The sequence below is a fragment of the Cognatilysobacter lacus genome, assembly GCF_008274655.1.
GTDB lineage: Bacteria > Pseudomonadota > Gammaproteobacteria > Xanthomonadales > Xanthomonadaceae > Cognatilysobacter > Cognatilysobacter lacus.
In genome coordinates, this window is the sequence record NZ_VTRV01000008.1 from 17414 (window position 1) to 36333 (window position 18920).

18 protein-coding genes are annotated in these 18920 nt (G+C 68.6%); 4 read left to right on the forward strand and 14 right to left on the reverse strand.

Annotated elements, in window-relative coordinates:
- Positions 1-13: 13 nt before the first annotated feature.
- The 6 genes from FW784_RS01555 to FW784_RS01580 all read right to left on the reverse strand — a co-directional run bounded on the left by FW784_RS01555 (position 14) and on the right by FW784_RS01580 (position 5511).
- Entirely contained in the window at positions 14-1264 is a 1251-nt protein-coding gene (locus tag FW784_RS01555; protein WP_235893531.1) for a TrbI/VirB10 family protein, read from the reverse strand.
- Entirely contained in the window at positions 1261-2019 is a 759-nt protein-coding gene (locus FW784_RS01560; protein ID WP_149351600.1) for a TrbG/VirB9 family P-type conjugative transfer protein, read from the reverse strand. Before FW784_RS01560 ends, FW784_RS01555 begins: the two co-directional genes overlap by 4 nt.
- On the reverse strand, positions 2016-2927 hold the full coding sequence (locus FW784_RS01565; RefSeq protein WP_149351601.1) for a VirB8 family type IV secretion system protein: 912 nt from the start codon (positions 2925-2927) through the stop codon (positions 2016-2018). The genes FW784_RS01560 and FW784_RS01565 overlap by 4 nt, the downstream gene beginning before the upstream one ends.
- Positions 2928-2931: 4 nt before the next feature.
- The gene (locus tag FW784_RS01570; protein WP_149351602.1) at positions 2932-3354 is read right to left on the reverse strand and encodes a hypothetical protein; all 423 of its coding nucleotides are present in this window, start codon (positions 3352-3354) and stop codon (positions 2932-2934) included.
- A gap of 222 nt (positions 3355-3576) precedes the next feature.
- The gene (locus FW784_RS01575; RefSeq protein WP_149351603.1) at positions 3577-5289 is read right to left on the reverse strand and encodes a type IV secretory system conjugative DNA transfer family protein; all 1713 of its coding nucleotides are present in this window, start codon (positions 5287-5289) and stop codon (positions 3577-3579) included.
- Between the two features lie 9 nt (positions 5290-5298).
- Positions 5299-5511: a hypothetical protein gene (locus tag FW784_RS01580; RefSeq protein WP_149351604.1), complete on the reverse strand. Its 213-nt coding sequence runs from the start codon at positions 5509-5511 to the stop codon at positions 5299-5301.
- A 146-nt stretch (positions 5512-5657) separates the two neighbouring features.
- Between FW784_RS01580 and FW784_RS01585 the strand changes: the two genes are divergently transcribed.
- From FW784_RS01585 to dnaG, 4 genes are all read left to right on the forward strand, one after another.
- Positions 5658-7790, forward strand: coding sequence for a hybrid sensor histidine kinase/response regulator (locus FW784_RS01585; protein ID WP_149351605.1), 2133 nt, complete (start codon positions 5658-5660; stop codon positions 7788-7790).
- Between the two features lie 42 nt (positions 7791-7832).
- A complete protein-coding gene (locus tag FW784_RS01590) occupies positions 7833-8276 on the forward strand; it encodes a GatB/YqeY domain-containing protein (RefSeq protein WP_149351606.1) in 444 nt (147 codons plus the stop codon).
- 307 nt (positions 8277-8583) lie between these two features.
- Positions 8584-9522 carry a YihY/virulence factor BrkB family protein gene (locus FW784_RS01595; RefSeq protein WP_425481562.1) on the forward strand — a complete coding sequence of 313 codons (939 nt, stop codon included), beginning with the start codon at positions 8584-8586 and terminating at the stop codon, positions 9520-9522.
- 205 nt (positions 9523-9727) lie between these two features.
- Positions 9728-11464 carry a DNA primase gene (gene dnaG / locus FW784_RS01600; protein WP_149351608.1) on the forward strand — a complete coding sequence of 579 codons (1737 nt, stop codon included), beginning with the start codon at positions 9728-9730 and terminating at the stop codon, positions 11462-11464.
- On the opposite strand, the gene FW784_RS01605 is transcribed toward dnaG, so the two are convergent.
- The 8 genes from FW784_RS01605 to FW784_RS01640 form a co-directional block, all read right to left on the reverse strand.
- The gene (locus FW784_RS01605) at positions 11461-12639 is read right to left on the reverse strand and encodes a GGDEF domain-containing protein (RefSeq protein ID WP_149351609.1); all 1179 of its coding nucleotides are present in this window, start codon (positions 12637-12639) and stop codon (positions 11461-11463) included. The genes dnaG and FW784_RS01605 overlap by 4 nt on opposite strands.
- Positions 12640-12683: 44 nt before the next feature.
- On the reverse strand, positions 12684-13457 hold the full coding sequence (locus FW784_RS01610; protein WP_149351610.1) for a DODA-type extradiol aromatic ring-opening family dioxygenase: 774 nt from the start codon (positions 13455-13457) through the stop codon (positions 12684-12686).
- 148 nt (positions 13458-13605) lie between these two features.
- Positions 13606-14889 (reverse strand): Xaa-Pro dipeptidase, encoded by a 1284-nt coding sequence (locus tag FW784_RS01615; RefSeq protein WP_149351611.1) that lies wholly within the window; start codon positions 14887-14889, stop codon positions 13606-13608.
- Positions 14890-15078: 189 nt separating this feature from the next.
- Entirely contained in the window at positions 15079-15984 is a 906-nt protein-coding gene (locus FW784_RS01620; RefSeq protein ID WP_149351612.1) for a TraB/GumN family protein, read from the reverse strand.
- Between the two features lie 3 nt (positions 15985-15987).
- Positions 15988-16908: a heme o synthase gene (locus FW784_RS01625; protein ID WP_149351613.1), complete on the reverse strand. Its 921-nt coding sequence runs from the start codon at positions 16906-16908 to the stop codon at positions 15988-15990.
- Between the two features lie 19 nt (positions 16909-16927).
- Complete coding sequence (locus FW784_RS01630; RefSeq protein WP_149351616.1) at positions 16928-18085, reverse strand: COX15/CtaA family protein; 1158 nt, start codon at positions 18083-18085, stop codon at positions 16928-16930.
- 5 nt (positions 18086-18090) lie between these two features.
- Complete coding sequence (locus tag FW784_RS01635; protein WP_149351614.1) at positions 18091-18678, reverse strand: hypothetical protein; 588 nt, start codon at positions 18676-18678, stop codon at positions 18091-18093.
- On the reverse strand, positions 18675-18920 hold a 246-nt coding region (locus FW784_RS01640; protein WP_328592701.1), incomplete at its 5' end, for an SURF1 family cytochrome oxidase biogenesis protein. The genes FW784_RS01635 and FW784_RS01640, both read right to left, overlap by 4 nt.

An 18920-nucleotide genomic window follows, 5' to 3' on the forward strand; every position in this document is an offset into this window, starting at 1 on the left:
GGGTACGCCGGGCTCAGCGCCCGAGCACCTCGGAGAAATCGACGTCGCGCGCGATGTAGACGCTGACGAGGCTGCCCTGGTTGATGGTGACGGTCGGCGGCCGCGACATCGCTTCGTCCGCGGCCTGGTGCGCGAGTCGATCGAGCGTGCGCGCCGTGTTGCTCTCGTACGGAGACTGGATGACGACGCCCTGGCTCACTGTGGCCGTCGACGGCCCGTTCTCCGCGGCTGCGTACTTGAAGGCGTCGCTCAGCAGGCTGATCATCACCGCGGACGTGATGCGCGTTCCCCAGTGCGAGTCGAGCATGCCGGCATAGCCGGCGCTGCCGAGCGGGTCAACGCCCGGGCTCGCCATGTTGACGTCGATGCCGTTGGGCGTGGTGACGCGGTCCCACACCACTTCGATGCGATTGCCTTTAGGGCGCGCCTTGTAGGTACCGTATATCTTCGACCCGCGAGGCAAGAGCAGGCTGCGGCCGTTGATGGAGTACACCGGCTCGGTGAGGATGCAGGAGGTGAAGCCGTCGGCCTCGCTGATGATCCGCGTCTCCAGCACGCAGCGGAGCATGGTGCCGCGCACGAGCAGCGCGTCGGGTTTGCGCAGTCCGCGCGCGCTGGTCGCCCTGGTCGCCGCATCGCCAGTGGCGCCGTCAACGTCATCGTGTTTCTGTGCGCCGCCCTGGCCCGCGAGCGCCGCTTGGGTCATCGCAACGGCCTGCGCATATGCGTTCGGCGGTGAGCCACCAGCCGCCGCCATCGGATCCTGCTGCGCGCCCGTGCGGCGCTCCAGCAGCGTCGGCACGTGGCCCTGCTGCTGCATCGGGGGATCGAGTCCCGGCGCCGCGGACGGCATCGTATTGGCGTACGCCGGTTGGGGCGGCAACGGCGGAAGCGAGGTCTCCTGCGTCGGCTGCACGTCGATCGGCTGCGCGACCGCCCGTGTCTGCGGAAGAGGAGGCGCGCTGCTGTCGCTGAGCGTCGGAATGCTTACCTGCTCGTCCGCCGGTTTGGCGGCATCGGCCTTCGTCCCCGTGCCCTTGAACACGAGGATGGCCATGATCGCGAGCAGGAGGATGATTCCGCCGAGGAACATCAGTGCCTTGCGATTGACACGCTGCTGCTCCTCGCTGCGCAGCGACGGCGCGGCGGCATCGAGGTCCGGCGCCGCCGCATGGCGCGCGTGCATGTACGGGTTTGCCATTGCGTCCGCTGGCATCTCGGCAACGGCATCCTGCTCGTAGGGATTGCTCACGGTCTGGGTCACGAGTGCGGGTTCCTGCGGAGGCCGACCACGTCGTTGCCGTGGCGGATGACGAGATAGCGGTAAGTGCCGTGCACGACGATGGTGTTGCCCTGCACCGTCGTGTTGACGACGAATTCGTCACCGTTGTCCTTCTCGCTGCCGAATACCGCGGGGAACGAGCCCGTCGGGAACGGCGTCATGTCGCCGAGCTGGATATAGGTGAACTGTCCGTCGTCGTACACGTTGACCGGCACCAGCGCCTTGAACTTCGTGCGCGTGCTGTACTCGTAGTCGAAGTTGTAGGCCCGGGTGCTATCGAGCGCGACGCTCAGCTCAGGCGCCTTCTGGGCGGCCTCGTTCTTGAACTTGGCGTCGTTGGGATAGTGGAAACGCACCTTGTATTGCACGCCGGCATCCTTCGCCTGGTCGAGCGCCTTCCAGTTGGTGGCGACGACGCGCAGCTCCAGGATGTAGGAATGGGTTTCCGTGCGGATCAGCAGGTTGGTGTCGACGTCGACGTTCTTCGGCTTCACGTAGAAGACGTTGTCGCGACGGCTGATGTCCCAGCCGTTCGAGAACCCCGTGCTGTAGTCGATGACGTTCTCGCTCGGCGAGAGTTCGATCTGCGTGGCAATGCCGAGTCCGGTGCGCACCGGATAGATGCGGTTCTCGACATAGTCGTATTCCTGCACGGCCTGGGCGCAGGCGACGGAAGACACGCTTGCCAGCAGCAGGCCGAGCAGTCCGGCGAGGGCGTGCGCATTGAAACGGTTCATCGGACTTTCGCTCCGGTGCTGGCGGCTGCGGACGCGGTCGTCGCAGGGGCCGCTGTCGCAGTGGTCGCGGGGGTCGTCGCCGCCGGCGGCAGCGTGGCCGCGCCGTCGGAAACGGGGGTCGGTGCGGTGCCCTCGGCCACGTCCGGCATCGAAAACGCCGGGATTTCAGGCTCGACCGGCGGCGATTCGGCGTAGTCGTTGTCGACGCGGTAGGTCGTGACCTGGAAGCCGAGCGGATTCTCGATGCGGTACTTCTCGTCCATCGCCAGGTTCGCCTTGTAGGTGAACGCGAGCGTGGCGATCTTGCTGTCGAGAGGTGCGGTGCGGCCGGTGCTCTTGTCGTAAAGCGTGCGCTGGAAGCGAACCGTCGCGCCAGTCGGACGCCCGCTGGCATCGTTGATCAGCGTGATGCTGAGGATCTTGACGCGGATCGCCGCCTTGTCGCCGTACGTGTTGTACGGACGTGCGGGATTGTCCTTGCCGTGCAGCGCCGTGTAGCCGGCGGCAACGCTCGGGGCGGACATCGTGTACACCGTCGTCCAGTCGCGCAGGCGCATCAGGGCGATGTCGTAGGACTCGCGCGCGGTGACGAAGTGCGCGACGTTGCTCTTGTTGACGGCCTCGCTGATGGTGATGTCCTGCTGGCCCCAGTTGCCGTCAAGGCGCGCAACCGTGGCGGTGCCGGTGTAGGCATCAGCCATCACCAGGTACGGCACCTTTTCCTTGAGCGGCAGGAAGTAGAAGTAGCCGCCGGCGAGGATCAGCGACACGAGGCAGGACGTGGCGGCTACCCACCACGCGCGGCGTTCGCTGCGGCGCGCCTGGTCGGCAACGGTCAACTCGTAGTTCACCGCGCGGCCGACCGCATGTTCCACGCGGCTGCTCTCGGATTTCGTTCGCGTTTTCATGGCGTCAGTGCGTGGTGGCGGTGGGCGCGACAACGGCGCGACGGACGACGATGCGATCGCCTTCGACGTCGATCGCGACCTGCTGCGCCGCGTAGAGGGCGACGAGGGCGCCCACGGCCGCGTGCAGGTCGTCGGCGTGCACGTCGGCAACGGGGCGGTACAGCGTGAAGTCGGAGTCGTGGCGGTAGTCGAGCGTCATCCGGCTGTCGCGCGCCCAGCGCTCGAGCAGGCCCTTGAGCGTGCGATCGACCGGCGCCACGTAATAGACATAGGCCGGGCGCAGCGGAATCACCTGCGGCTGGTCGCCGTAGTGATTGACCGGCGTCCAGCGCCCGGTGACTTTGGGCGCGGGCGGCGAGGCGCAGGCCGCCAGCAGCACGAGCGACGTGGCGACGACGGGTCGAACGATTTGGAAAAGCGATTTCACGGCTCACCGGTACGCGTGAACGCATCGCCCCGCGCCGCAGGGCGTGCGGGGTCGATGGTGGTCTGAAGAAATGGCAGGGCTTCGCGATTGCGGCGTCCTGCCGGCCTGAAACGTGTCCCTGTAAAACGCCCCTGTAAGACTTGCTCCATGACCGGCGCGCTGACGCCGTGCTCCCCCGAGCGGGGCCGGAGCATCCGCACCGGCGGGCTTTGCGCCCGGCCGCTACGTTATCGAAACCCGCTCCTGCGCGTCAACCGCGCGTGCCTGGCCGAGCTGAAGCGTCGGTACGCTCGTCTTCGGCAAAAGGCGCGCCGTGTATCGCTTGTCCTGGTAGTAGCGGATCTTCTCGCACATCACCGGATGTGCGATGCCCTCGTACATCACGACTTCGCGCTCGGGGCCCATCGCCTTCAGCTCCTGCGGGAGCATCAGTGCCCGGCGCTCTTCCGATTCGCTGCGCGAGACTTCGCGACCGCGCGTGACGTTCTGCCGTCGCACCGTCGTGTAGCCCAGCATCTCCGAATAGTCATTCGCGTCCTGCTGCTCGCGCGGCGCGTAGAGGATCTGCAGCGCGTGGTTGGTCACCAGCGTGCGTGCGAGCTCGCGGCCGTACGTCGCGTCGAGCTGCGCCATGCTCTGGATGATCGGCAGCAGGCGCAGGTTGTAGCCGGCCATGTAAGCGACCGCGCTGGCGATGATGTCGATGCGGCCGATCGCCGTGAACTCATCCATCAGCAGCAGGCACTGGTGCTTGAGTGCCGGGTTGTTTTGCGGAAGTTCGCGCGTGTTGAGATTGATCAGCTGGCTGAAAAACAGGTTGAGGATCAGCCGGCTCTCGGCGAGCTTGTTGGGCTGGATCCCGACATAGATGGTCATGCGCTTTTTGCGCACGTCGGTGAGCATGAAATCGTCGGCGCTGGTGGCCGCGTCGAGCACGGGGTTGACCCATGCGTTCAGCGGCTCCTTGAACGTGCCGATGATCGAGGCAAACGTCTCGTCCGCTTGCGAAAGCAGCGTCGAAAACGCCATGCGCGCGGCGTCGGACAGGAACCCCTGCTGCGACAGCACCTGCAGATAGGCGCGCAGGTCTGTGCCCGTCCCGGACGAAAGCCGGTACACCGCGCCCAGCGTGGGAACCGTCGCGCCCGGAAAGCCGCAGGCGCGTTCGTGGTGGTACTTGTCGAACAGATACAGCGCGAAGGCCAGGAATGCGTTGCGGCCCTGGCTCACCCAGAACTTCTGCTCGTCTGCGCCGTCCGGATACAGCATGGCGGCGATGCCCATCACGTCCGACACGCGGAACGCCGGATCGTCGGAGACGTAGCCGAGCGGGTTCCAGCGATGGGTACGGCGGTCCTCGGCAAACGGATTGAACAGGAACACCTCGTGGCCCTGCGACTTGCGCCAACCCGACGTCAGGTCGAAGTTCTCCTGCTTGATGTCGAGCACGACCACCGAATCCTGGTACTCAAGCAGGTTCGGGATCACGATGCCCACGCCCTTGCCCGAGCGCGTGGGCGCCGCGAGGATCGCGAACTGCTGACCCGGCAGCCGCAGCAGGCGCCCGTTGTAGCGGCCCACGACGAGACTGGTGGGCCCGTCCTCGAACAGCCGATGCTTGGCGAGGTCGCCCGCATGGGCGAAGCGCGCATCGCCATGCAGCGATTTGGACGGGCTGCGCATCGCAAGCGCGACCAGGCCGAGATAGCCCAGCAGCGGCAGCCCGAAGCCGACGTAGCCGGCGGCGCGGATCTTCGCCGCGTACGGTCGCACCTGCGGCAGGTCGAGGGTGCGCAGGTAGTCGAGGTAGACATTCCAGTGCGGCGCCGGACCGTGCAGGCCCAGGAACATCGCGGTCAGCCGCCCGGAGCAGTAGAGGCCTGCAACCGGTACGAGCAGGAATACGAGCAGCGCGAAGGCGCGTTTGCCGTTCATCGTGGGCCCTCAGCGCGAAGGCGTGCGGGCGCGGCCGGGCGGCATCGCCTCGACCTCGGCGACCTGGCGGTCGACCCACGCGCAGGCGGCCGCGAAGCTGGCGTCGTCGCGCAGCCACGCGTCAACGCTGTCGAGCACCACGTAGCGTGCCGGGCCGTTGGCGGCGCTGTGTGCGACCACCCGGTACGGACCACGGGAATAGAGCGCGGGATTGGCGAGCATGCGGACCTCCCTTCCGCCAGTCGCGCCCGATCCTGGACGCCCGGTGCCGCTGTCACGACGTGGCTAGCCTAACGCATGAACCGATGACTTCAAGCCAGCGGCGCTAGCATGCGTCCCGTATACCGCCGCTGGGGCAGGCTGCCGCAATGACGTCATCGACCTCCCTCGTATCCCCCCTGGGCCAGCTGCAGGCCGTCTGCGAAAACGCGACGGTTGCGCTGTTCGTTATGGACGAGCACCAGCGCTGCACCTACATGAACGCCTCGGCGGAGGTGCTGACGGGGTTTTCGCTGGCGGAGGTGCAGGGCAGGACGTTGCACGGCCTCATCCATCACACGCGCCCGGATGGCACGCCGTACCCGCTGGACGAATGCCCGATCGATCGCGCCGCGCCGCAGAACATGCAGGAGCGCGGCGAAGAGGTGTTCGTGCATCGCGACGGCCGCTTCTATCCGGTCGCCTTCACCGCGAGCCCGATCCGGCGCGACGGCGTGGTGGTCGGCACGGTGCTCGAAGTGCGCGACATCAGCCGTGAGCGCCAGCGCGGCCACGAGGACGTCGCGTTCCGGCAGCTCTCGGAACTGATGCTGCAGGAGCTGGAACTCGCACCGATGGTGCAGGCGGTGACCGACACCGCCACGCAACTCGCCGGCGCGCAGTTCGGCGCGTTCTTCTACAACGTGGACGACGGTGGCGGCGGCAGCCTGATGCTGTACACGCTCTCCGGCCTGCCCGCCTCGCGCTTCTCCGCGTTCGGGCACCCGCGCGCGACGCCGCTGTTCGGTCCCACCTTCCGCGGCGAGGGCACCGTCTGCATCGAGGACGTGCTGGTGGATCCGCGCTACGGCCACGTCGGGCCGCATCACGGCATGCCGCCCGGCCATCCGCCAGTTCGAAGCTTCCTCGCGGTTCCGGTGAAGTCCGACAGCGGGGAAGTGCTCGGCGGCCTGTTCTTCGGCCACGATCGGCCCGGTGTGTTCAGCGCCGAACACGCGCGCATGGTCGAGTCGATCGCCGCGCTCGCGTCCGTCGGCATGAGTCGGCTGCGCCTGTTCCGCGCCCTGCAGACCGAGGCGCAGGAGAAGGAACATCTGTACCAGGAAGCCGTGCGCGCCAGCCGCACCAAGGACCAGTTCCTGGCGATGATCTCGCACGAACTGCGAACGCCGCTGACCTCGATCCTGGGCTGGAGCGAAATGCTCGCCTCCGGCCGGCTGGCGCCGGACATGACGCAGCGGGCGGTCGCCACCATCGATCGCAACGCGCGCGCGCAGGCGCAGATCATCGACGACCTGCTCGACATCTCCCGCATCATCAGCGGCAAGTTGCGCCTCGCCGTGCGCGACATCGACCCCGCGCAACCGGTGGAGGCCGCGATCGATGCGGTGCGCCCGGCGGCCCTCGCGCGCGACGTGGAACTCTCGGTGTCCGTGGCGCCGCAGCTGGGCCGGCTCGCGGCCGATCCGGATCGCCTGCAGCAGGTGGTCTGGAACCTGGTGACCAATGCCGTGAAGTTCACCGACCGCGGCGGCCGCGTGGATGTCGAGGTATCGCGCGGACGCGAGAACGTGGAGATCCGCGTGCGCGATTCCGGTCGCGGCATCGCGCCCGACTTCCTTCCGCACGTGTTCGAGCGTTTCAGCCAGGTGGACGCGTCTTCGACGCGCGAGCACGGCGGCCTCGGGCTCGGCCTGTCGATCGTCCGGCACCTGGTGGAGATGCACGGTGGCAGCGTGCAGGCGTGGAGCGAAGGCCTGGGCAGCGGTTCGCAGTTCACCGTGCGGCTGCCGTTCTCGACCACTGCCGCCACGCCCGCCGATGACCGGCGCGCCCACGAGCGTGCCGCGGTCGCACCGGCGGCGCCCACCGCCGACGCGCTCGCCGGCTGCCATATCGCATTGGTCGAGGACGATGCCGATTCGCGCGCGATGCTGGCCGCGGTGCTCGAAGCGCATGGTGCGCGCGTCACGGCTTGCGCCTCGGCCGTGGCGGCGCTCGAAGTCATGAACGCCAGCGGGCCCGGCCTGGTGATCAGCGACATTGGCATGCCCGGCATGGATGGCTATGCCTTCATCCGCGCACTGCGCGAGGCCGAGCAGGCCGCTGGCCGCGACGCGGTGCCGGCGGTCGCGCTGACGGCGTATGCGCGCGCCGAAGACCGCATGCAGGCGCTCGCACATGGCTTCCAGATGCACGTCGCAAAGCCCGTACAGCCGTCGGAACTCGTGGCGGTGGCGCAGTCGCTGTGCGGCTGGCGCTCGGCGCCACCGTCGCCGTAGGCGTTAACCTAGGCAGCCAAATTCATGCATCCGGAGCGGGCCATGAGCCTGAAGCAGCGACTCGTCGACGACATGAAGGCCGCCATGAAGGGCGGCGACAAGGCATCGCTCGCGGTGATCCGGCTGATCAACGCGGCGATCAAGCAGCGCGAAGTCGACGAGCGAATCGAGCTCGACGACACCGCGGTGATTGCCGTGCTCGACAAGATGGTGAAGCAGCGCCGCGATTCGGTGCAGCAATACGAGGCCGCCCAACGCGAAGACCTCGCGCAGATCGAGCGCGACGAGATCGTGGTGATCGAGCGCTACGTGCCGGCCAAGATGGGCGAGGCGGAAATCGATGCGGCGATCGACGCGGCGATCGCCGAAACCGGCGCCGCAGGCGCAGCCGACATCGGCAAGCTGATGGGTGTGCTGAAGCCCAAGCTCGCTGGGCAGGCCGACATGGGCCTGGTGTCCAAGCGCGTCAAGGCGCGGCTGGGCTGAGCCCGAACGCTTCACCTGCTGCGAGGCCGGCGCCTTGATCGCGTCGCCGCAAGCGGCGCTCGCGTTGCGATGACGCCCGCTGCAGCAGGCTTTGCGCATGGCACGTACTCCATCACGGCGCTCGAAACCGGCTGGCACCGCACGCGGTAGTTCTGCGTCTGCCAGGCCTGCGAAGGCCGCGAAAGACGCGAAGGCCGACAAGCCTGCAGGCGCGGGCGCCGCTGCGTCGAAGGACGCCAACGCCGCCCGCGGCGGTCGCGGGACCAAGCCGTCGGGTCCTGCCGCAGCGTCGAACGCCAGCAGCGCCATGGGCGGCCCTGCCTCGGTGCCGCCCGTGGCCAAGCAGCTCGACCCGACCGAGAAGGGCTCGATCACCCAAGCCGACGGCGCGCCGCCGCCCGCCAATGTCCGCAACATCGTGCGCAAGGCCGACATCGGCACGCTGCCGATGGCGCTGTTGCGGCGTTTTCTCGATGCCGACGTCATCACCCAGGCGGCGGCACTCGCGTTCTACGCCGCGCTGGCGATCGCACCGCTGATGTTGCTGCTGCTCTGGCTGACGGCCGCGAGCCCGGCGGCGCAGGCGGCGGTGATCGCGCAGGTCGGCCAACTGGTCGGTCCGGCCGCGCAGTCGGTGGCGCGCACCGTGCTCGCCCAGGCGGCCGCGAGCTCCGACACCGGCTCGGTGGCCGGCTGGTGGAGCCTCGGGCTGCTCGTTGTCGGTTCAAGCGCGGTTTTCGTGCAGCTGCAGGAAGCGCTCAACCGCATCTTCCGCACCGACGCCACCGCCCTGGCCGGGCTGTGGGACTGGGTGCAGAAGCGCCTGCTGTCGTTCGGGCTGGTGCTCGCACTCGTGTTCCTGCTCGTGGTGTCGATGACACTGACGACCTTGCTCGACCTCGCGGTGGGCCGCTTCGCACAGGGCAAGACGTTGGCGGCCACGCTCGCAGCCATGCTTGTCTATGCGTTCGCGTTCGCGTTCATGTACCACTTCCTGCCCGACCGCCGCGTCCGCTGGAAGCTGGCGTTCGCGGGCGGCGGCCTCACGGCGGTGCTGTTCATGGCCGGCCGCGCCGCGATCGCGTGGTACCTCGCGCGGCTGAGCACGACGTCGGCCTACGGCGGCATGGCGGCGCTGGTGCTGGCGATGCTCTGGGTCTACTACGCCGCGATGATCCTGTTCGGCGGCGCGGTAGTGACCGCCACCATCGACGAGCGCCTGGGCCCGCCGCCGAAGCCGGCGTGAGCCCCGTCGGCGGGCGTGGGTGCGGACGCGTGGCATCCTAGCGTTCGCGTCGCGCCGCCTTGGGGGGCGTGGCCCGCGCCTCCCGGCTGCGGAGGGATGGTCCACATCGCCAACGCGTCGTCGACGACCGCGCCGCAATGACCCCGACACGCGCGCGACGTGCTTTCCGCACCGCGCGCGTGTCGAACCCGTACCACCGACGAGCATGGCCCGAATCCCTGACGCTTTCATCGACGACCTGCTGGCCCGCACCGACATCGTCGAGGTGGTGGGTTCGCGCGTGCCGCTCAAGCGCCAGGGCAAGGAGTTTTCCGCGCGCTGTCCGTTCCACGACGAACGCTCGCCGAGCTTCACCGTGTCGCCGGTCAAGCAGTTCTATCACTGCTTCGGCTGCGGGGCGCACGGCACCGCGATCAGCTTCGTCATGCAGTACGACCGCCTGGAATTCCTCGACGCGGTCGACGAGCTCGCCAAGCGCGTGGGCATGGACGTCCCCAAGGACACGCAGCAGCGCGTCGCCGATCCGCAGTTGCTGGATCTCTACGCGATGCTGGAAACGGCGACGCAGTTCTTCAGCCAGCAACTCGCATCGCACGCGAAGGCGCGCGAGTATTTCGACCGACGCGGCGTGTCCGACGCGATCCGCACGCAGTTCGCGCTCGGCTACGCGCCCGATGGCTTCGAAGCACTGAAGAACGCGCTCGGCAGCGACGCGAACCGGCTCGGCCTGCTCGAGCGCGCCGGCCTGCTGTCGAAAAACGATTCCGGCCGCGTCTACGACAAGTTCCGCGACCGCGTGATGTTCCCGATCCACGATCGGCGCGGCCGGCCGATCGCGTTCGGCGGCCGCGTCATCGACAAGGACGACGGCCCGAAATACCTCAACTCGCCGGAAACGCGCCTGTTCCACAAGGGCCGCGAGCTGTACGGGCTGTGGCAGGTGCGGCAAGCGAACGCGAAGATCGAGCGCCTGGTCGTGGTCGAGGGCTACATGGATGTCGTGGCGCTGTTCCAGCACGGCGTGACGCAGGCGGTCGCCACGCTCGGCACCGCGACGACGTCCGACCATGCGGAGCTGCTGTTCCGCAACGCGCCCGACGTGTTCTTCTGTTTCGACGGCGACCGCGCGGGCCGCGGCGCGGCGTGGAAGGCGGTGGAATCGGTGCTGCCGCGCATGAAGGACGGGCGCCAGGCGTTCTTCCTGTTCCTGCCCGAAGGCGAGGATCCCGACAGCATCGTGCGCGGCGAAGGCCGCGAGGGCTTCGAGGCGCGCCTGCACGACGCGACGCCGCTCTCGCAGTTCCTGTTCGACACGCTGGCCGACGGCGTCAACCTGTCGACACTCGAAGGCAAGGGCCGGCTCGCCGAACGCGCGAAGCCGCTGCTCGCCCAGATTCCCGACGGCGCGTTCGCCGACCTGATGCGCCAGCGCCTGACCGAGCTCACCGGCGTCGGCGCGCGCAATGCCCCGGCCGAGACGCATGTGCCGGCACAACGCGCGCGCGCGCCCGGTCGCAATGCGCCGCCGCCGAAACGCAGCCTGGTGCGCAGCGCGATCCTGAGCCTGCTGCACAAGCCGTCACTCGCGCTGGATATCCCCACCGAGCCGGGCTTCGCCGCATTGAACCAGCCCGGCATTCCGCTACTCGTCGAACTGGTCGAGCTGATCCACGCGCGACCCGACATCGGCGCCGCCGCGCTGGTCGATCATTTCGAAGGTCGCGAGGAGCACGAACCGTTGCAGAAACTCGCGGTGCAGTCACTTCCCGGTATCGACGAGAACTGGCGCGCCGAACTGCTGGACAACGTCCGCCAGCTCGATCGCGCCGCGCTTGAACAACGTCGGGACGAGCTGAAAGCGAAGCTCACCGAACTCGGCTACGGCGGCATGACCGACGCCGAGAAAGACGAACTGAAGGCGCTGCTGCAGCGCGCCTCCTAGTTCTCGGTCGAACGCTGCGGCTGCGGCGGATCGGTGAGCGTGCGCGCGGTGGCCGAAAGCACGCGGTTGCGGCCTTCGTGCTTTGCGCGGTACATCGCGGCATCGGCACGGGCGAGCAGGTGCGCACTGCTCTCGCCCGGGTGGAACTCGGCGACGCCCGCCGAGAACGTCGTGCGGAGCCCGCCCGCACTGGTGCGCAGCGGCGTGGCTTCCACCGTGGCCCGGATGCGCTCCAAGCACAGCATCGCGCCGTCCAGTGGCGTATGCGGCAGGAGCATCACGAATTCCTCGCCGCCGTAGCGCCCGAAGGCTTCGTCGATGTCCTCGCGCGCCAGCACGTCGAGCTCGCGCGCACATTGCTGCACGCACGCGCAGAACTCGCCGAGGATTTCATCGCCGACCTGATGGCCGTGCGCGTCGTTGAACTGCTTGAAGCGGTCCAAATCGAGAATCGCGATGCTGAACGGCGCGTCCACGCGCAGTGCCCGCTGCCGTTCGCGTTCCAGCGCGCGCATCAGGTGCCGGCGGTTATGCACGCCGGTGAGTTCATCACGCTCGGAGAGTTCCTTCACCTGTGCCAGCGCGTCGCGCAGGGCATCGCGGCGGTCGGCGAGCTTCTGGCGCAGGCTCGCGAAGTAGCCGCCGATGAAGGACAGCCACACGGTGATCATCAGCAGCGACACCAGGCGCAGCAGTTCCATCCGGAACGCGGGCGTGTGCAATGCGAGGCCTTGGAATTCGGCGGCGATCAGCGCCGCGTAGGACAGCACCGCGAGCGCGGACAGCCGCAGGAATTGGCGCGTGGTCAGGCCGAACAGCCCGAAGAAGAACATGGCGACGAACAGCATCAACATGATGCTGCGTGCTTCGCTGCGCATGAAGTGCAGCGTGGTGATGGCGAGCGCGAGCGCGACGAGTATCTGCGGCACCAGCAGCGCCGCGTCCGCGAAGCGGCGGCTGTAGCCGCTGCGGATCGCAATGAAGAAGACCGCGTTCACCGCGATCGCCACGCCCGACAGCGCGCACAGCCCCGGATAGCCGAAGTCGGTCCAGCCCCAGCGCACGGCGAGCGCGCCGGGCAGCAGGAACATCATGTAGCTGCCTGCACCCATCAGCTGGCGCTGAAGGCGCAGGCGGGTGTCGCTGTCGCGCGAGAGCAGTCGGTCGAAAGCCATGGCGCGACCATAGCCGCTTGGGCGTGGTCGCGCCGTGTGGCGGGCTAGGCGTGGCCCCAGGCGCAGGAATCCATCGACAGCGTGCCGTAGGTCATGCCGCCCTCGATCCAGTGCGGCGCGTCCGAGCCGGCGGCCGCCAGCGCAACGAGGAGCGGCAGGAAATGCTCTTCGGTCGGGTGTGCGCGCACGGCGTGCGGTGCGCGCGCGCGGTAGTCGACCAGCGCGTCGACATCGCGCCGTAGCACCGCCTCGCGCACCCAGTCCGCGAAGGCCTGTGCGTATTCGGGGTCGTGCACGGTGGCGCGGAACTCGAACAGGTTGTGGGTGAGGCTGCCAGAGCCGACCACCAGCACGCCGCGCTCGCGCAGCGGCGCCAGCGCCTTCCCGAGCCGCAGCGCACCGGCGCCGTCGAGCTCGTGCGGAAGCGACACCTGCACGACCGGCAGGTCGGCCTGCGGGCGCAGGTACCGCAACGGCACCCAGGCGCCGTGGTCGCGGCCACGCAGGGCGTCCGGCGTGGCCTCGATACCGGCGTCGCGCAGTACGTCGATCACTTCGGCGGCAATCTCCGGCGAACCCGGCGCGTCATATCGCAGGCGGTAGAGCGCGTCGGGAAAGCCGCCGAAGTCGTGCACGGTGTCGGGCTGCGCCGCGGCGCCCACGTGCACGCCGTGGCTCTGCCAGTGGGGCGAGACGACAACGACCGCGCGCACGTCACGCAGGCCGCGGCCGAGCGCCTCGAGCGCCGGGCCGAGGCGGCCGGGCTCGACCGCGAACATCGGCGAGCCGTGCGAAACGAACAAAGCGGGAGCGGTCATGACGGATCCTCGGTGGCGCACGTGGCGCCGGCGCGGTCAGTCTGGGGACGGACGCTCGCCCGCCCGATGCCCGCGGCTGAAACCGATCGTCCCATCCGCATGCCGCGGCGGTCACGGGTCGCGCCCCGCAACCGGCGCCAAGCGGACGTCAGCGCGCGTCCTTGACCACGTCGCCGCCCTTCATCACGAACGGAACGTTCTCGAGCACGCGCACGTCCTGCGTCGGATCGCCCGGCACCGCGATGAGATCGGCGAAGCGGCCCGCCTCGACCACGCCGACCTTGTCGTTGCCCAGCGCCTTCGACGCATTGATCGTCGCCGCCTGGATGGCCTGCACCGGCGTCATGCCGTACTTCACCATCACCGCGAACTGCCGTGCGTTGTCGCCATGCGGATACACGCCGGCGTCGGTGCCGAAGATCATGCCGACGCCCGCCTTGAAGGCCTTGCGGAAGTTGTCGCGCTGGACCTGGCTGATGTCGCGATCCTTGCGCAGGTTGTCCTCGAGCACGCCGTTCTTCTTGCCCTCGGCCTGCGTGTAGTCGGTGTTGTAGATGTCCATCGACAGCCACGTGCCGTGCTGCTTGGCGAGACGGATGCCCTCGTCGTCGATGAGCGACGCGTGCTCGATGGTGTCGATGCCGGCGCGGATCGCGTCCTTGATGCCCGGCGCGCCGTGCGCATGCGCCGCCACCTTCAGCGAAGCCATGTGCGCCTCGTCGGCGATCGCCTTCATTTCGTCATAGGTGAGCTGCTGCGCGCCGGGCTCGTCGCCGTGCGAAAACACGCCGCCGGTGGCGCAGATCTTGATCAGCTGCGCGCCGTATTTCTTCAGCGTGCGGACGACCTTGCGGCCCTCCTCCGGGCTGTCGACGTTGTACGGGCCCTTCTGGTCCATCGACGGCGGGAAGAACGTCGAATCGCAATGGCCGCCCGTGGCCCCGATCGCGTACGTCGCAGTGACCACGCGCGGGCCCAAGATCTTGTGTTCCTCGATCGCCTGGCGCAGGCCGACGTCGTCCCAGTTGTCGCTTCCCACGTTGCGCACCGTGGTGAAGCCGGCCATCAGCGTCTTCTGCGCGTTCGGAACCTGGATCACCGACCAGAAGCGGTCGCCGAACTGCAGGTTGTTGTACCCGCCATAGGTGGGATCGCTGTCCAGGTGCACATGCATGTCGATCAGCCCGGGCAGCAGCGTCATGCCTGGCAGGTCGACGTGCCGGGCGCCCGCGGGCGACGCGTCACCCGCGTGGCCGACCGAGACGATGCGCTCGCCCTGCACGACCACCTGCGGATGATCGATGTAGCGGCCGCTGCGCACGTCGAGCAGGCGATCGGCGCTGATCACGGTGGTGGTGGGCGTGGGTTGCTGCGCATGCGCAGCCAGGGCGGCGAGGCTGGCAAGGGCCGTGGCAAGCAGGTGTCGCCGCATGGGTGTGCTCGTGTGGAACGGGGCGCCAGTATCGCAGCGGTGACGGTGCGCAGGCTGCGACGCAATGGGCGGATTTCCCGTGCGTCGGGCACTCGGGCTTCGCCGGCGGGCGCTACGCCGACGCCGACGCCGCAACTCGGCCGATAAGGGCGAGTGGCGAACGCCACCGCTCGGGCAATTCCGGCGCTGTCAGCGCATCGGCAACGTGACCAGTCGGCCTACATGCAGCGCTGGCAGGCTGATCGCGCCAGTGAACTCGCCTTCCGTCGGTGCGCCCGCCGGTCCGACCGGGATCGCCTTGCAGGCCTTGTCGACGCAGAACCAGCCCTGGCCGCGCAGGGCCCCGATGCGCAACGACGCCGGTGCGAGGTCGGCGAGGCGCATGCCGGCGGTGACGATGCCCGCCGGCGCCGCCATGTAGGACGGGATGCGCAGGAAGGCGTGGAAGTTGCCCGTCAGCATCACGATGCGACGCCGCGGCAGGTCGAGGCATGCCTGACGTACGCGCGCGGCCATCGCCTCGTCGCGCGCGCTCGCGTCGGCGCTGGCTATCGACGACATGACGCTTTCGTCGACGTCATAGGCGAGCAGCGCAACGTCGCGACCCTGCTGCCTGAGCGTGCGGAGGCGCTCGATGAGCTCGAGCATGTCGACGCTTCGGCGACCGTCATGCTGGTTGTCGCCACGTCGCCACCACGGGCGGTCCAACAGCTGTCGACGCGCGACGGCCGCATCGCGCGCGGCGAGCGCGGCATCGAGCGAGGGTTGCTCGCTACGCGGCATCTCCAGTGCGAGCGTCACCGGTTGGCGTCGCGATGTTCGATCGATCATGTCGCCGACGAGCAGCGGAATCTCGCGCGTGCCGTGCAGGTCGCCAAGGATGACTAGCCGGTGGCCACGCGCCAGCCGCAGCGCTTGCGTCGCTGCGCGGTCAATCGATCGCGAATCGCCGCCCCACGCGGTGGCCCGCGGCGGTGACTGGTGGGCGCGGCCCGGCATGGCGAACGTGGCCGTGCACAGCAGCGAGGCGAGCAGCGCCGACAGGCTGCGACGGACGATCAGGCGCAACACGGGTTTGCGCCGCGCGAGGGCCACCGATCAACCGATCCGTTCGAGCCCGGATGCAGCGGCCGGCGCGAGCCACGGCAGGATCCAGTGATCCACCATCAGGAACGCGAACAGGGCCATCAGGTACACGATGGAATAACGGAACACCTTCATCGCGTACAGCTCGTCGGGCGGATCCATCAGCTTCCATGCATGCACGAGGAAACCGATGCCCAGCACCAGTGCTCCGCCGAGATAGAACAGCCCGCTCATGTTGGCGACCCACGGCAGCACGCTCACCGCCACCAGCAGCACCGTGTAGATCAGGATCTGCACGCGCGTGTACTGCACGCCGTGCGTCACCGGCAGCATCGGCACCAGTGCACGCGCGTAGTCGTCGCGGCGGAAGATCGCCAGCGCCCAGAAATGCGGCGGCGTCCACACGAAGATGATCAGCACCAGCAGCAGCGCATGCGCCCAGTCCCAATCGCCGTGCATGCCCGTCACCGCCGACCAGCCGAGCAACGGCGGCGCGGCGCCGGCGATGCCGCCGATCACGATGTTCTGCGGGGTCGCGCGCTTGAGGAACACGGTGTAGACCACCGCGTAGCCGATCAACGAGGCGAAGGTCAGCAGCGCGGTGATCGTGTTGACGAACGCCACCAGCAGGATCATCGACAACGCGCCCAGTGCGAGCGCGAACGCCAGCGCACGCGCGGGCGAGATCTGCCCCACGACGATCGGTCGCCACGAGGTGCGCGCCATCTTGGCGTCGATGCGCGAGTCCAGCAGCTGGTTGATCGCCGCCGCGCTCGAGGCCGCCAGCCAGATGCCGATGAACCCGATCACCGATTCCTTCAGCGGCGGCAGTCCCGGCACCGCGAGGAACATGCCGACGATCGCGGTGAACACGATCAGCGCGACGACACGCGGCTTGGTGAGCGACCAGTACTGGCGCGGCGTCGAACTCATCGGCGGCCCTGCGCGCGCATCAGACATTCGGCTCGCGGATACGCGCGGCCAGCGTCACCAGCGTGGCGAGCAGCAGCGCGGCGCCTGCGTTGTGCGAAACAGCCACGTGCAGCGGCAAGCCGAGCTTGACGTTGGCGATGCCGAGCGCCACCTGCGACAGCGTGAGCAGGCCCAGCAGCGTGCCCCAGCCGCGCATGCCCGGCATGCGCAGGAAGCGCAGCGACAGCCACAACAGGTACACGAACACGATCGCGGCCCACATGCGATGGGCCAGGTGGATCGCGATGCGCGAGGCACCGTCGAGCACGCCGCCCTCGTAGTCGACCCCGACGCCCCGCATCACGGCGAAACCGTCGTGGAAATTCGCCGGCGGCGTCCAGGTGCCGACGCAGGTCGGGAAGTCGTTGCCGCAGGCCAGCGCGGCGTAATTCGAGCTCACCCAGCCGCCGAGCGCGACCTGCACCCCCAGCAACACCAGGGCGACCGCGACGAGCCGTCGCAACAACGCCGCATCGGCGAGTCGGATCGGCAGGTCGGTGGCGCGCCAGGCCATCCACAGCAGCAGCGCGAAGGTGGTCATTCCACCAACGAGATGGCCCGTAACCACGATCGGCTTGAGCAGCCAGGTCACTGTCCACATGCCCAGCAACGCCTGGAACACGATCGTCATCAGCGCGAGGCAGGCGACGCGCGCGAGGTCGCTGTTGTTCCAGCGGATCGCGCCCGCCAGCAGGATGAGTTCGCCCGCGATCGCGAGCGCGGCGGCGATGCCGTACTGCGCGTGCATGTACAGCGGGATCGATGCGCCGACGAGAGCGCCGGCCGCGAGCACCTGCAGCAGCCCGTGCTTGCGACGGCGCACCGCCAGCAACGCGAGCACGAACACGAGCGTTCCAAGCGACGCCGCCAGATGGCGATGCAGCTGCTCGCGCCAGGCCTTGCTCGGGTCCGCGACGCGAATCGCGTTGGCGGCGTGGCTTGCGACGTCGCCTGCGTGCGTGGGCCATGCGGCGCGGCCGTAGCAGGTCGGCCAGTCGGGGCAGCTAAGGCCGGCGTTGGACAGCCGCACGAACGCGCCGAAGACGATCACGCCGAACGCAAGCGCCGCCGCGAGCCACGCCAGGCGATGGAAATGGCGGTAGCTCGTGCGGACCGCGTCGGTACGGGGTTTGCCCATGGCGCTCACTGCAGTTTCAGGAGGCGGACGAGGTCGGCGCGCAGGTCGCCGAGATCGGCACCCGGCGCATAACGCAGTACGACGAAGCCGTTCGGATCAACGAGGTATACCGGTACGCCGCCCGGCACGTCCACCCGCGGCAGGCGCTGGCGTGCCGGATCGGCCGCCACCACGTGCAGCGTGCTGGGTGCGGCGAGCCCGCGCGGCCAGCTGCAGCCGGCGGCGGTCGGGCACCACCAGAGCACGTCGACGCGCGACGCATCCTTGTTGAGGATCTCCCAGACCACGCCGATGTCGTGCGCGCGGCGGGCACACGCGTCGTCGCAGACGTTGGGCGCCGCGGCAACGATGCGCCACGTGCGATGGATGGGCGCCCATTCGTACGGCGTGCCGTCCAGGGTGCGCAGGTGCACGTCGCGCAGGTCCGTGTACGGGTTCAGCAGCTCGCCCTTCTGTCGCGTCGCCGCCGGGTGGATGTCCGCGAAGCGCATCACGCCGGCAACGAGCATCGTGCCCAGGAACAGCAACACGATTGCGATCAGGGTGAAGCGGTTGCGGCGACGGATCGCATCGGGCAAGGCATCGGCGGTCATCGACGGCTCCGGCGGAACGTGAGGACGAGGGCGATCACGATGAGCGTGGCGCCCAGACCGAACCATTGCACGGCATAACCGCGATGACGATCGGGCGGCAGCGTGTTGACCAGCAGGTCGAGGTCGCGCGGATAGCCGATGGGGAGCGCAGGATCGAGCCGAAGCACGCGCGGCGCCAGCCGGGGCAGCTCGAGCGCGCGCGCAACGGCCGTGGGCTCCAGCCGCACGACCAGCCAGGCGTC

What these genes read in the sequence shown, in the direction of transcription:
- FW784_RS01560 (WP_149351600.1), bottom strand. Translation starts at nt 2,019, where the DNA reads ATGAACCGTTTCAATGCGCACGCCCTCGCCGGACTGCTCGGCCTGCTG.
- FW784_RS01565 (WP_149351601.1), bottom strand. Translation starts at nt 2,927, where the DNA reads ATGAAAACGCGAACGAAATCCGAGAGCAGCCGCGTGGAACATGCGGTC.
- FW784_RS01575 (WP_149351603.1), bottom strand. Translation starts at nt 5,289, where the DNA reads ATGAACGGCAAACGCGCCTTCGCGCTGCTCGTATTCCTGCTCGTACCG.
- FW784_RS01580 (WP_149351604.1), bottom strand. Translation starts at nt 5,511, where the DNA reads ATGCTCGCCAATCCCGCGCTCTATTCCCGTGGTCCGTACCGGGTGGTC.
- FW784_RS01585 (WP_149351605.1), top strand. Translation starts at nt 5,658, where the DNA reads ATGACGTCATCGACCTCCCTCGTATCCCCCCTGGGCCAGCTGCAGGCC.
- FW784_RS01590 (WP_149351606.1), top strand. Translation starts at nt 7,833, where the DNA reads ATGAGCCTGAAGCAGCGACTCGTCGACGACATGAAGGCCGCCATGAAG.
- FW784_RS01595 (WP_425481562.1), top strand. Translation starts at nt 8,584, where the DNA reads ATGGGCGGCCCTGCCTCGGTGCCGCCCGTGGCCAAGCAGCTCGACCCG.
- dnaG (WP_149351608.1), top strand. Translation starts at nt 9,728, where the DNA reads ATGGCCCGAATCCCTGACGCTTTCATCGACGACCTGCTGGCCCGCACC.
- FW784_RS01605 (WP_149351609.1), bottom strand. Translation starts at nt 12,639, where the DNA reads ATGGCTTTCGACCGACTGCTCTCGCGCGACAGCGACACCCGCCTGCGC.
- FW784_RS01610 (WP_149351610.1), bottom strand. Translation starts at nt 13,457, where the DNA reads ATGACCGCTCCCGCTTTGTTCGTTTCGCACGGCTCGCCGATGTTCGCG.
- FW784_RS01615 (WP_149351611.1), bottom strand. Translation starts at nt 14,889, where the DNA reads ATGCGGCGACACCTGCTTGCCACGGCCCTTGCCAGCCTCGCCGCCCTG.
- FW784_RS01625 (WP_149351613.1), bottom strand. Translation starts at nt 16,908, where the DNA reads ATGAGTTCGACGCCGCGCCAGTACTGGTCGCTCACCAAGCCGCGTGTC.
- FW784_RS01630 (WP_149351616.1), bottom strand. Translation starts at nt 18,085, where the DNA reads ATGGGCAAACCCCGTACCGACGCGGTCCGCACGAGCTACCGCCATTTC.
- FW784_RS01635 (WP_149351614.1), bottom strand. Translation starts at nt 18,678, where the DNA reads ATGACCGCCGATGCCTTGCCCGATGCGATCCGTCGCCGCAACCGCTTC.